General features: G+C 36.3%; 11 protein-coding genes and 2 pseudogenes. 11 read left to right on the top strand and 2 right to left on the bottom strand.

From position 1 onward, the window contains the following. Position 1: 1 nt before the first annotated feature. A complete protein-coding gene (locus tag AC3OCB_RS03515) occupies positions 2-1513 on the top strand; it encodes an APC family permease (RefSeq protein ID WP_498340827.1) in 1512 nt (503 codons plus the stop codon). Between the two features lie 13 nt (positions 1514-1526). Here AC3OCB_RS03515 and AC3OCB_RS03510 read toward each other — a convergent pair whose 3' ends face one another. Next, positions 1527-2324: a DMT family transporter gene (locus AC3OCB_RS03510; RefSeq protein WP_498340825.1), complete on the bottom strand. Its 798-nt coding sequence runs from the start codon at positions 2322-2324 to the stop codon at positions 1527-1529. A gap of 34 nt (positions 2325-2358) precedes the next feature. On the opposite strand from AC3OCB_RS03510, the gene AC3OCB_RS03505 reads away from it, so the two are divergent. The 8 genes and pseudogenes from AC3OCB_RS03505 to AC3OCB_RS03470 all read left to right on the top strand — a co-directional run bounded on the left by AC3OCB_RS03505 (position 2359) and on the right by AC3OCB_RS03470 (position 10806). Further along, positions 2359-3240 (top strand): bifunctional 2-dehydro-3-deoxy-phosphogluconate/2-dehydro-3-deoxy-6-phosphogalactonate aldolase, encoded by an 882-nt coding sequence (locus tag AC3OCB_RS03505; RefSeq protein WP_498340824.1) that lies wholly within the window; start codon positions 2359-2361, stop codon positions 3238-3240. 26 nt (positions 3241-3266) lie between these two features. Further along, a complete protein-coding gene (kdgK, locus tag AC3OCB_RS03500; RefSeq protein WP_498340823.1) occupies positions 3267-4205 on the top strand; it encodes a bifunctional 2-dehydro-3-deoxygluconokinase/2-dehydro-3-deoxygalactonokinase in 939 nt (312 codons plus the stop codon). A gap of 24 nt (positions 4206-4229) precedes the next feature. Beyond that, positions 4230-5750 (top strand): NADP-dependent glyceraldehyde-3-phosphate dehydrogenase, encoded by a 1521-nt coding sequence (gene gapN, locus AC3OCB_RS03495; protein ID WP_498340822.1) that lies wholly within the window; start codon positions 4230-4232, stop codon positions 5748-5750. Positions 5751-5884: 134 nt separating this feature from the next. Then, complete coding sequence (locus AC3OCB_RS03490; RefSeq protein ID WP_498340821.1) at positions 5885-7867, top strand: APC family permease; 1983 nt, start codon at positions 5885-5887, stop codon at positions 7865-7867. A gap of 34 nt (positions 7868-7901) precedes the next feature. Further along, a complete protein-coding gene (locus AC3OCB_RS03485) occupies positions 7902-8033 on the top strand; it encodes a hypothetical protein (RefSeq protein ID WP_498340820.1) in 132 nt (43 codons plus the stop codon). Between the two features lie 52 nt (positions 8034-8085). After that, positions 8086-8934, top strand: a pseudogene (locus AC3OCB_RS03480) (thermopsin family protease). Beyond that, positions 8900-9853 carry a hypothetical protein gene (locus AC3OCB_RS03475; protein ID WP_498340819.1) on the top strand — a complete coding sequence of 318 codons (954 nt, stop codon included), beginning with the start codon at positions 8900-8902 and terminating at the stop codon, positions 9851-9853. The pseudogene AC3OCB_RS03480 and the gene AC3OCB_RS03475 overlap by 35 nt, the downstream one beginning before the upstream one ends. A gap of 20 nt (positions 9854-9873) precedes the next feature. Next, entirely contained in the window at positions 9874-10806 is a 933-nt protein-coding gene (locus AC3OCB_RS03470) for a hypothetical protein (RefSeq protein WP_498340818.1), read from the top strand. A gap of 42 nt (positions 10807-10848) precedes the next feature. Here AC3OCB_RS03470 and AC3OCB_RS03465 read toward each other — a convergent pair whose 3' ends face one another. After that, positions 10849-11754, bottom strand: a complete 906-nt coding sequence (locus tag AC3OCB_RS03465) for a hypothetical protein (protein WP_498340817.1) — start codon at positions 11752-11754, stop codon at positions 10849-10851. A gap of 100 nt (positions 11755-11854) precedes the next feature. Between AC3OCB_RS03465 and AC3OCB_RS03460 the strand changes: the two are divergent. Both AC3OCB_RS03460 and AC3OCB_RS03455 read left to right on the top strand, forming a co-directional pair. Then, positions 11855-12067 (top strand): annotated as a pseudogene (locus tag AC3OCB_RS03460) (ATP-binding cassette domain-containing protein); the annotation flags it as partial. A gap of 30 nt (positions 12068-12097) precedes the next feature. Then, positions 12098-12706, top strand: coding sequence for an IS607 family transposase (locus tag AC3OCB_RS03455; RefSeq protein ID WP_498340816.1), 609 nt, complete (start codon positions 12098-12100; stop codon positions 12704-12706). The last annotated feature ends 30 nt before the right edge of the window (positions 12707-12736 follow it).

Raw genomic sequence — 12736 nt, 5'->3', positions numbered from 1 at the left:
AATGGCGGAAAAGTCACATCACCTTTTTATAAGGGAGAGTTCTGGCTTAATGAAACAAGTAAGCTTCCTAGACACTGTTATGTTAAATATTGGTAATATGTCTGCAGGTCTAGCGTTATTCACATCAATAACCCCTTATGTGTTGCCAGGGTCTAATTTACTAATAGCTACACTTATAGGATTTTTGTTTGCATTGCCTCAAGCCCTTGTATATACATATTTCATTACAAAAATACCAAGGACTGGTGGAGATTATGTCTGGGTATCTAGAACACTAAACGGTGGTGTTGGCGTAGTAATGGCGCTTACACTAATGATAGAATCCCTAGCATTTTTCGCTTTAACTGCGTTTTTTGCGTCACAAGCTATACAGACAGTATTAAGCGAAATAGGTGTGCTCAACGGCAATCAAGGATTAGTTAACATTGGGAATATACTAATACAACCTATTCCCTCATTTATCATAGCCTTTGCTGTTTTTGCTATAATTATTGGAATAAATATTGCAAAAGCTAAGTGGGGCTTTTCACTAATAACAGTATTAGGTATATTTTCTTTAGCCACAACGATAATTGCTTTGTTCGTAATTTTAGCTAATGTTGGTGATTTTGTAACAAAAACGAGCGACATGATAACTCTTATGGGTGGTACAGTAGCCAAATATGAAGGACCCACATTTGACTGGGGCGCAACACTGTTTATGTTACCGTTCCTCGCATTATTCACTTTCCCATGGATGCAAGCTGGGCCAGCTGTAGCTGCTGAGATTAAAGGTAAAAACTCATTAAGGTATAACGTATATACGAGTCTAATACTGACATTCATTTTGGTTATGGCTGGTTACGGTATAATGTATTATGCTGGTGGCTACACTTACACTACTGCCCAGTATATGAACAACGGGTATATTTTCACATTTTGGACAGCTGCTATTAGTTTAGCTGGTAACGAAATTCTGCAGTGGATAATAGGTCTTGGATTAATAGCTTGGGAGTTCTTCGTATTATCTTATGGTGCTGTAGTTTTCTCGAGGTACATATTCGCTATTGCTTTTGATAGAGTATTACCATCATTCTTGACAAACGTTACAAAGAGTGGTAGTCCAGTATTTACTCACCTTCTTGATTTATTTGCTACAGGTTTCTTCCTTGGAGTAATAGTTTTCCTAGGTTCTCAAAATGCGACATCATTGTATGGAGCTACAATACTAGGTGCCTTATACTTCTTAGTTGTCGGTATTGCTGGTATATGGCATTCTATTAAATTCAAGGTTATGAAGATCTTAGTCCCTGCATTAATAACCGTCGGTTATTTTGCGTATTTAACCTATGTATCTGCGACAAACCCAGACTTTGGGTTCGTAGGAAGCAATGGTCTACCAAACCCAATAACGTTAACATTTGTAATCGGAACGTTACTGTTCTCTATAGCAGTATATGTAATAGCATACTTATATAATAAGAGAAGAGGGATAGACCTCAATTTAATATATAAAGAGATACCGCCTGAGTAATTTTTTTCTTTACTTATTTTATTACATAAATTACAGCTAAAATAATTAGAGAAGATCCTATTATCTGATACAAACTGGGTATTTGATTAAAGAGAAAAATAGCCAAGATCGAAGCAGTTACTGGCTCTAACAGCCCAATTACTTCGATATGCTGAGGTTTTACTTTACCAGATGAAACTACTATTGAGGTATGTCCTATCAGTGTAGGCAAAAAAATGAGACCTAAAAGAGAAAGAATCGAAATCAAATCAATTTTTCCTAAGCCTTGAATAAAGATCAGAGGAAAAGTAAAGATTGATGAAGAAAGATAGATTGACGAAGTCAAGGAAAGAGAATCCTCATTGACTCTGCTCAAAAAGGTAGTGTAAATTGCTATTAGAACTGCTGAGATAATTGCAATGACGTTACCAAATAAATAACCTAATGTTAAGGGGAAATTAACGAGGATAACGCCAATAAATCCTATAATGCTGGCTACTATTTCCTTTTTTGTGTTCTTAAATGAAGTAAAGCGTGAGAGAAGGATTACGAAAAAGGGAGAAGTAGAGACAAGGACTGTTGCGTCAATTATTGTAGTAGTATAAACACTTATTATGAAAGTTAACATATGCAAAGCCAAGAGGAGCCCAAAAGGAGAGTATTTTATAACTTTTCTTGGGCTGAAGCTTGAGAAAGCTGAAAGGATTAAACCTGATATAAAGAAGCGAAAGAAAGCTAACGCAGATGGTGACATGTCAGAGAATTTTATGAAAATAGAAGCTGTACCAAAGCTAATCCCGCCCACGACAAGCAAAGCGTAATATTTATTCATCAAGGTATTTTAACATGTATCTCTATTTTAATATATGGAAATTATAACACCTGTATTAACACCATTTACCCAGCAAGGAGAAATAGACATTGAAAAATTAAAAGCACATGCAAAGTATCTTATAGACCATGGAATTGACTTGATTTTTTTGAATGGGACTACTGGAATGGGACCAGCATTAAGTAAAGAAGAAAAACTAAAGAACTTAAAAGCGGTCTATGATGTAACCAATAAAATAATATTTCAAATAGGAGGACTAAATGTTAATGACGTAATTGATCTAGCAAAGGCATCAAAGGATTATGATATAGTTGGAATTGCCTCATACCCTCCTTACTATTTCCCTAGATTACCAGAAAAAACAATAGTGAAGTACTTTACAACTATAGCTAAATACTCTCCTCATCCTCTTTATCTATACAACTACCCTTTAGCTACCGGTTATGATGTGTCAGCTAAGATTATGTATCAGTTCAAGGATATACTTGCTGGATTAAAAGATACAAACCAAGACTTAGCCCATACACTAGAGTACAAAATAATGATGCCAAACTTAAGAGTATACAATGGGTCTGACTCCCTTGTCTATTATTCCCTCCTCTCTATAGACGGTAGCGTAACTGCAATATCAAACTATTTACCTCATGTAATGAAAAAAATGAAAGAACTAGTAAGGGAGAAAAAACTTGATAAAGCGTTAGAGTTACAGAAAATTATTAATAAAATCCTTGATATAAGCAGAAAATACGGTTCTATCTCAGCAAATTATTATCTCGTAAAGGAATTTCAAGGCTATGACGTTGGTGTACCCAGAGGTCCAATATTCCCCCTAGAAGATGATGAAGCAAAGAGTTTATTAAATGAGGTTAAACCATTAAAAGAAGAGATAAATAAACTCGCAGAAGAGAAAAGTTAAGAACTTTTTTCACAATAACTATCTTTATGGCAAAACTTGTAACTTTAGGAGAAATCCTAATAGAGTTCAACCCGCTTAATGTTGGCCCCTTAAGACATGTTACATATTTCGAAAAACACGTGGCAGGGAGCGAGGCAAATTACTGTGTTGCCTTTATAAAGCAAGGTAATGAGTGCGGAATAATAGCTAGAGTGGGAGATGACGAGTTTGGCTACAATGCCATAGAGTGGTTAAGAGGACAAAGGCTTGACGTTTCTCATATAAAAATTGATAAGAGTGCTCCAACTGGAATTTTCTTCATTCAAAGACACTACCCTGTTCCTTTTAAAAGCTATTCAGTTTATTACAGAAAAGGCAGTGCTGGAAGTAAGCTTTCTCCAGAAGATGTAGACGAGAACTACATCAAGTCAGCTGATTTAGTACACTCTTCTGGAATAACTTTAGCTATCTCAAATACAGCAAGAGATGCAGTGTATAAAGCCTTTGAAGTTGCAAAAGAAAGGTCATTTGACACAAACATAAGACCTGTTCTTTGGCAAAAGTTAGAAGACGCTAAGAACGAGATCCTGCACTTGCTTAACGAGTATCATCTAAAGGTCTTTATTACTGACACTGATGATTCTAAGATTATTTTAGGAGAATCTGACCCAGATAAGGCTGCAAAAGAGTTTTCCAAGTACGCTGATATAGTCATTATGAAGCTTGGTCCAAAAGGTGCCAATCTGTATTATGACGGCAAAAAGTATTATTCTTCCGGTTACCAAGTTCCGGTCGAGGACGTTGTGGGTGCAGGAGATGCCTTAGGTGGCACTTTTCTCTCGTTATATTTTAACGGATTTGAGTTAGAGAAAGCTTTAGATTATGCAATTGTTGCCTCAACATTGAACGTCATGATAAGAGGAGATCAAGAAAACTTGCCTACTACAAAGGACATAGAAGCTTTTCTCAAGGATATGAAAGAATAAAAATGAGTAAAGAGAGAATATAGTATGGTTTCTCTGAAAGAGTTAACCGGATTTAAAGATATATATACTATAGACCCTGACGGTATACCAGTTTTTAAAACATATCTAGCTGGGGAATGGGTAACAACAAAGGACGTTGAAGATGTTAAATCACCGATTGACCTATCAGTTTACAGCAGAGTTCCAAAACTTAACTATGAGATAGTTGACAATACCCTAAACGTAGTTTACAATAAAGGCAGATGGGCAATACGTGACTTCCCCGGTGAAAAAAGACTAAAGGTTTTTCATACCTTAGCCGATTTAATTGACAAGTATAGGGAAGATTTCGTTGAAGTTTTAATGATAGGTAATGGTAAAACAAGAGGGGCGGCACAAGGAGAAGTTAATGCAGCTATCGAAAGACTCACAAGAGCCGATTTAGACGTTAGAAAACTTTATGGTGAGTATGTGCCCGGAGATTGGAGCAGTGAAAGTTTAGAAGCGGAAGCTATAATCAGAAGAGAGCCCCTAGGAATAGTTTTAGCTATAACGCCTTTTAACTATCCTCTTTTTGACGTTACAAATAAACTCGTATATTCAACTGTCGCAGGAAATGCTTTTGTTTTAAAGCCAGCCTCAGCAACACCTTTACCCGCAATCATGATGGCTAAACTGCTAGAAACTGCAGGTTTTCCCAAAGAGGCTTTGGCTATAATTACTGTGCCGGGTAAAGAGATGGATAAGATTGTATCAGATAAGAGAATACCAGTGATCAGCTTAACCGGGAGTGCAGAAACTGGGGATCATGTTATCAAGACTGCTGGACTTAAGCAATATGTTATGGAATTAGGTGGTGGCGATCCTGCAATAGTCCTAAATGATGCAGATCCTAAGACCACTGCACAAAAAATTGTTACTGGGATAACTAGTTATTCTGGTCAAAGGTGTGACTCAGTGAAATTCATCTTTGCTGAGCCAAACATCTATGAGGAGTTAAAGAACAATATTGTGGAAGAACTAAAGAAGATAAAGGTCGGTGACCCAAGAGAAGTTGATACAGTGATGGGACCCATTATTGATTCAAGAACTGTTGACGAGTTTGAATACGCTGTAAAAGATGCTACAGAAAAAGGTGGGAAAGTACTTTATGGTGGAAAAAGATTAGGCCCTACATATATTGAGCCCACACTTATTGAAATTGATAAAAACAAAGTGAAAGACCTTTACCTATACAAGAAGGAGGTCTTCCTATCAATAGCCGTTATCAGCAAAGTCGACAACATAGACGAAGCTATCCAGCTAAGCAACGGGAGGAGATATGGTTTAGATGCAGCAATATTTGGAAATGACATAACTAAAATAAGAAAAGCCATGAGAATGCTTGAAGTAGGAGCGATCTACGTAAATGAGTATCCAAAGCATGGTATTGGCTACTTCCCGTTTGGAGGAAGAAAAGACTCGGGAATAGGAAGGGAAGGTATAGGGTACACGATAGAATCTGTCACTGCTTATAAAACAATTGTATATAACTACCGTGGCAAAGGAGTATGGGAATACTTATAATGTTAAATTGTTTTCAGCCAAACAATCTTTTTGTAAACTCATCTTTTTAGGAATACCTAAATTTTTTAAAAATCTACAATATCTAAACTTTTTATACATGAACATTTATAAAGTATTTATAACTATATAGTTTGATGGCTGGGAGAGAAACTAAAGGGGCAAGGGATTTAGGTACATCCTCAGATAAACAATTAAGAAAAGCACTTGGAAAATTTGAATTACTATATTTGTCATTAGGAGGAATTATAGGTTCTGGATGGCTATTTGCATCACTACGTACGGCAAGCTATGCTGGTGGCGCAGCAGTCCTTAGTTGGATTATAGCAGGAATTTTAGTCATGTTTATAGGGCTAGCTTACGCAGAAATCGGTGCTGCAATACCTAAAAGCGGTGGATTAGCAAGATACCCACACTATACTCACGGAGGGGTAGTAGGATATCTGATCACTTGGGCTTATTTTCTTTCTGCTTCGTCAGTACCTGCTATAGAAGCAGCCGCCGCGGTAGAATATATAGCAATTTATTATCCCCAATTAGTAACTACTGGAACTTTTAACGGTAGCTCAATAACAATATTATCTCCAATAGGAATTTTGCTTGCTGGACTCCTGTTAATTGGTTTCTTCCTCTTGAATTATTTCGGGGTTAACATCTTAGGGAAAGTCACTCATGGCGCAGGTTGGTGGAAGCTAATGGTACCTACAATCACTGCGTTATTACTCATCGCTTTTTATTTCCATCCCTCTAACTTCTCATTAGGTGGAGGATTCTTTCCATCTGCCCAATATGTAGTAGGAGGTAGTTCCGGTATTTCTGGATTAAGTGCAGTACTGTACGCTATACCAAGTGCTGGTGTAATATTTTCTTATCTAGGTTTCAGGCAATCTGTGGAATATGGTGGTGAAGGAAAGAATCCTAAAAAGGATATACCATTCGCAGTGTTAGCTTCACTATTAATTGGAATTGGCTTATATACACTTTTACAAACAGCTTTTATCGGAGCTATTAATTGGAATAATTTATACTTAAATGAATCAGGTAATTTAGTCCCAGTAACTCACGGAAATTGGTCTGCCTTGAGTACGGCTTTTGTGAACGTTTCATCTCATTATGTTCAAATATCAACAGGCCCGTATCTTGCACTATTACAAAGTGCCCCTGTAGCAGGATTGATATCTCTAATATTCTTAGGTTGGAGCTACTTCTTAATAATAGATGCTGTAGTTTCACCTGCTGGCACTGGATGGATTTACACTGGGACTTCAACTAGAACTATTTATGCTTTCGCAACTAACGGCTATTTACCAGAGATATTCTTAAAAATTGGTAAAACTGGAATTCCAACATACTCACTAATTACAGCACTAATAATAGGGTTTATCTTTCTATTACCGTTCCCTTCATGGTATTCACTCGTAGGGTTCATTTCTTCAGCTACAGTATTAACTTATATCATGGGTGGTATTGGTTTAGCATCTTTAAGAAAGCAAGCACCAGAGTTGAATAGACCATTTAAGACTCCGGCGGCCTCAATTATTGCGCCATTGGCTACACTTGCAGCTGGGCTAATACTATATTGGTCTGGGTTTGCGACACTTTTCTATGTGTTTACTGCTGTAGTCCTAGGGTTACCTATCTTCATGTTCTACTATGCTAGTAAAATGCTTGGAATAAACAAGGTTATTGCAACTACTGTAGGTATTATTGACTTAGTGATAGATATAGGCTTAGGATATTATCTATATACAGCAACATATAATCCTTCAACTCAAACATACCTTTCAGCACCTAATAACCTTGCATTTGTGATTTATATTATCGCAATCGCTGCAATGCTAATTGGCACCTTGGCGTTTTTACTTTCAAGCGTTTCGCAGGATGTTAAAAGGGAAATTAATGCAGCGTGGTGGTATATTGGATTCCTTTTAGCAATATACATATTATCTTATCTTGGAAACTTCGGATTAAGTTCAGTTCCGGTAATTCCATTCCCAGAAGATACTATAATAGCTGTCATAGTAATCTTGATATTCCACTATTTTGCTGTTCGTAGCGGGTTTAGAACAGAAGCGATTGAAGAAATAATAGAGGAAACAAAAACAGAGCCATCACCATAATAAGTTTATAAGTCAGTTTTCGTTTTTTATTTTTATGATAAAGTTCATAAGGCTTCTTACCTTTTTGTTATATTTAAAACCACTAGTTAGTGATTTAGTTATAGGAATTTTATTGTTAGGTTTTATTTTACTCTTTTTATTTGTGGCTATATCAGTAATTATATAACTATTTGAAGAATAAAAGAAAGAAATAAAAACAGCAAGAAATATCATATCTTATGAAAGCGGTAATTTTGATTCTACTAACTCTTTTATTACCATTACCACCACAAGGATCAACTGCAACCATACCCAGATACAGCATAAGTGATAACTACGCAATGGGGGTATCGAGTTCGTTTAACATAAGTACCAATAAGGTCTTAGGTTACGTTGCAATTTATGCGATTTCCACTTCTTCAGCATCACTTCAGTTCAACACTGTAATAAAGGCTGAGAACAATTTCGGGCAAACCTTTGACTTCTGGGTTCAGAATGTCATAGAATTTAATGGGAATTAGTACAATTTCACTGATAATGTTTGGAATTTTACTTCCCCTTATGCTAGCATAAACCCTAGTTCGATATACGGTATCGGAGAAGTTTACGCGACAGTAATCGACGGTAAACAAGTTTCTTATTATTCTTATTCAACACCTTACTCAACTCTTTCCACTCCTTTCTCCACAACACTATTTATTTCGATATCATACTCCTCTTCCTACATTTATGTTTATTTTGGATATAACACATCATCCGGGGAAAATATCTATGACGAAGTGACAATTAGTGTTGCTAATCTTAATCAAGCGGAAATTTTCATATCGCCTTCCCTAACTGGGTCTGGATTACCTTATGATATAGAGTTAGTTTGGGGAGGAAATGGTGGAGGTAACAGCGCTTATTTTAATTACCTTCAGTCTAATCTCGCGATATTTTATGAAGTAAAACCTAACTTGTATTCTCCCTTTCCAGTTGTTTACAACTATGGGTTTGACACACAAGAGTCGGCCTCTGACCTTCAATCCTATATTGGGACTAACGGGTTAGTTTGTGTTAGGTACACCAAACCCTACCTTGTTAACTAATTACTTTACCCCATTAGTACCGGGTTGGAGTGAGGTTACAGTTATTTCCAATGAGGCTTACAACGTTAATGGGTACAACTTCACTTACAATAAACCAGAAAACACTTCCTCTCATTTCGGTTTGCCATATTACATATCATTTACCTCGCCTAATAGTATTACAGTTACATTTTACACTTTCAAGGAACAGTCTTGCCTCATTTCTTTGACTTCAGTAACTGTTAAAGAGCCTTATATAAACAAGGAGTACAACACTACTCAGAAAACGCTCACACTACAGAACGGATACTATTTGCTTATTGCAAATTATGAAAGGATTTCTCTGAAGTATTACTTTTACCTTGATATCAACATACCATTGTGGGGTCTCGTAAACGGGACTGAGATGGTGGTGAAATCTGGTTATTATCACAATGGCACTGTAATTAATCTCTTTGTCAATTTCTCCTATGTAAACAACTTCGAAAGATATATGCTTTTACCTAACATCACGCACTTCGTTATGACTAAAAATGTGACTGTGTATGTAGCTAAAGTCCTACAGTATTACTTACAAGTTACCTCTGAGTACCCAGTTACAGCATATATAAATGGGGTTAAGGAAAATTTGTCTACTAACTGGTATAATTATTCTGAAAAAATAGTAATACATTCACAGACATATTACGTTGATAGTCAACAAAGAGAAGTGCTACTAAACCCCATAATCACTACAATAACACAAGCAATAAACTACACAGCAAGATGGCAAACGCAATACTACGTTTTCGTCAGCTTCCCAATAAATGCTAGCGTTAATGGGAAATATGAAGTGATAAATAGCTCATGGTATAATGCCTCAACAGTAATTATAATTAATCAGAACCCGCAGTATATAGGCGAATTTGAGAGGTTTACATTTATTCTAAGTTGCCTATAGAGGTTATTGTCAACTCTCCTATGAAAATTACAATCAACGCTACAGTGCAGTTTTATGTTATCTTTGAAATGACCGTTCAAGGTAAAGTCAACGGCAGTAATGAAAACTTAACAAGTAATTGGTACAACATGTTCACAGTTATAAAACTAAATACCACTTACTTCAAGTATTTGAGTAACGTGGAAAGGATAGTGTATGTTCCCTCATTCACCATCATAAATGTTACAAAACCGTACAATGTCACATTTCAGAGTATTACTCAATATTACGTTTTCTTTAATTCCTCATTGCCTTTATTAAACTCTCTCGGGGAACAGCTTGTAAGTGGCTGGTATAACTATTCTGAGAAAATCGAAATTCCCTTTCAATATCATTTAATCAACCAAAGGGAGAGGAATATATTGTCTAACCCAGAGACTATAGTAGTCAACAAAAGCTTAACGTATATAGCCAAATGGGTTATCCAGTATTATGTCGTTGTAAAATCAAACTACCCTGTTTACGCACTAGTAGATGGAAATAACGTGACTTTCACATCTGGTTGGTACACCCAATTTGACGAAATTCAGATTCTTAACATAACTAGATATGTGAATAACTCTATGAGGTATGCAATTTACGTCGCCTTACCTTCACTTCAGTTTAACTCAACTTCCCCAATTAACGTAAGCGTAATTTATATGCCACAGTACCTAGTTGAGGTAAATAACCTTTCATTCTGGGTTTTCAATGACTCTAAGATAGACTTATATGAAGTTATTCCATTCTATTACTCCGGCAAATGGGCGGGGACATATAATGTTCCCAATAACTCTACAGTTACGATAACATCTGCAGTACATGAAACCTTGAAAGAGAACTTAGACATGGCAAACATAATATCTGCTACCTTACTTTTAATCTCGTCTTCATTGCTTGTTATTGAGACAACAAAAACAATAAGAAAATATTAAAGAAATAAAAAGACGAATAAAAATTGTTCATTATTTAAAAAATCATTTTTGAATTGGTTTTCCTTCCTTTTGCGTTTCTTTCTTTCTGCTAACTTCTCTGTAAGACTTTATCATACTACCAATCCCTATTGCACCAACTACCCCAATTACTAACATGAAACCAATATTAATTGCGTCTAAGTTGGGTATTGGATTTCCAGTCGATATTGCCCAGTTATCGATTATTGGAAAACCAATAATTAATAACCCAGCAATCATAAATACTATACCTCCGTAGTAAAGCGTTCTTCCTCCAGTCTTCCTAGCTATATAAGTTATTTCTTTCTCACCCATCTTCTTCGCCTTTAAGATATTTGCAAATATTGCTCCAAATATTATCTGCATTATCATTGTACCAATTCCAAACATCAGTCCGGGCAAAGGAGCGTACCATATACTTGGCATTTGTGGAGCTAAGACAAATGTTATTATGCTTGCATATGCTCCAAAACCAAATCCAGCAATAAGACCATGGACTATTGTCATCTTTAATGGAATATCTTTTAGCTGGTTTTCTTCTTCTTCATGAATTTGTCTGTGAATAAGTTTGTCTATTGGTAAGTGCATATACTTTCCCTTCAAAATGTAAGATCCTGCTATAGCCATTACAAAACCTACAATTGCATATATTGGGCCGTCTAAGTTATACTTTTCGTAAATGGCTGCCAGTCCTATAAATCCTAGGGTTGTTAAAAATGCTCTTTGAATGGTAAAACCTAGAGAGAATAGAAATCCAGCTTTCATTCCTCCTTTTGTACTATATTTTCCAACTGCATAGCTGAACGTTATTGGCCATGTATGTTCATCTGGTGTAGCACCGTGCAACATACCAAGGATTAGCGAGATTACTAGGATCTCTGGTACTGTTAATCCATGAGGTGGATTTAAGATTTCATTTAGACTAATCATATATATTAGGGTATCCCTAAAGCTTATAAATTTTTCTCTTTTGAAATTGAAGTTAAATAAAGATTTTATATTGCGAAGAAGAAAATTCTTTGTGTTTGTCATCGAGCTTTACGACGTGAAGAAAAGCTTTAGTGGGAGAGAAGTACTTAAAGGGGTTACCTTCACTGTGCCTAGAAATTCAATTACTGGGTTCATTGGGCCTAATGGTGCTGGAAAAACTACAACAATAAAAATACTTTCTGGGCTTTTAAGAAAGGACTCTGGTGAGATAAAAGTATTAGGAGAAGAGCCTTCCGAAACAGTTAAATATTTGATAGACAAAGATATATTTTGATAGACAAAGATGGAAAAACTCTATTCAATGAAAGAAGCGTCACAGATGCTTGGCGTCAATTTAAGGACTTTGCAAAGGTGGGATGAGGAAGGGAAGATACACTGTGTCAGAACAGTTGGTGGCAAAAGGAGAGTCCCTGAGTCAGAGATTAAGAGGATTCTAGGGCTACATGAGGAGAGAAAAATAGTTGGATATGCTAGAATATCCTCTCACACACAGAGAGACGATTTAGAGAGACAAATCGAAGCTATAACCCAGTATGCGAAAGAGCGGGGGCTAAACGTTGAAATCCTCAAAGACATCGGTAGTGGGCTAAATGAGGACAGAAAAAACTTTCAAAAACTCCTCAAAATGGTCATGAACAAAGAAGTATCGAAAGTTATCGTCGCCTACTCAGACAGGCTGACAAGGTTTGGGTTCAAGGTTCTCCAGCAGTTCTTTCAAAACTACGGCACTGAAATTATTGTGATAAACCAAGAAGAGAAGGAACCAAAGGAGGAACTAGTGGAGGACTTAATAACGATTATCTCCCACTTCGCAGGGAAAATCTATGGCATGAGGAGTCATAAGTACAAGGAGGTAGTCGAGGGTGCAAAAAGACTCCTACAAGATTCTTAGCTACAAGGTTAAGCATAACTACAATGTTGA

This window comes from Sulfurisphaera sp., from assembly GCF_059755235.1.
The sequence above is the reverse complement of the archived record's forward strand: the minus strand, read 5'-3'. Positions and strand labels throughout refer to the sequence as shown.

Coding starts and splice junctions, on each gene's coding strand:
- kdgK (WP_498340823.1), top strand. CDS start 3,267: ATGGCAAAACTTGTAACTTTAGGAGAAATCCTAATAGAGTTCAACCCG.
- AC3OCB_RS03490 (WP_498340821.1), top strand. CDS start 5,885: ATGGCTGGGAGAGAAACTAAAGGGGCAAGGGATTTAGGTACATCCTCA.
- gapN (WP_498340822.1), top strand. CDS start 4,230: ATGGTTTCTCTGAAAGAGTTAACCGGATTTAAAGATATATATACTATA.
- AC3OCB_RS03505 (WP_498340824.1), top strand. CDS start 2,359: ATGGAAATTATAACACCTGTATTAACACCATTTACCCAGCAAGGAGAA.
- AC3OCB_RS03485 (WP_498340820.1), top strand. CDS start 7,902: ATGATAAAGTTCATAAGGCTTCTTACCTTTTTGTTATATTTAAAACCA.
- AC3OCB_RS03470 (WP_498340818.1), top strand. CDS start 9,874: ATGAAAATTACAATCAACGCTACAGTGCAGTTTTATGTTATCTTTGAA.
- AC3OCB_RS03455 (WP_498340816.1), top strand. CDS start 12,098: ATGGAAAAACTCTATTCAATGAAAGAAGCGTCACAGATGCTTGGCGTC.
- AC3OCB_RS03515 (WP_498340827.1), top strand. CDS start 2: ATGGCGGAAAAGTCACATCACCTTTTTATAAGGGAGAGTTCTGGCTTA.
- AC3OCB_RS03510 (WP_498340825.1), bottom strand. CDS start 2,324: ATGAATAAATATTACGCTTTGCTTGTCGTGGGCGGGATTAGCTTTGGT.
- AC3OCB_RS03465 (WP_498340817.1), bottom strand. CDS start 11,754: ATGATTAGTCTAAATGAAATCTTAAATCCACCTCATGGATTAACAGTA.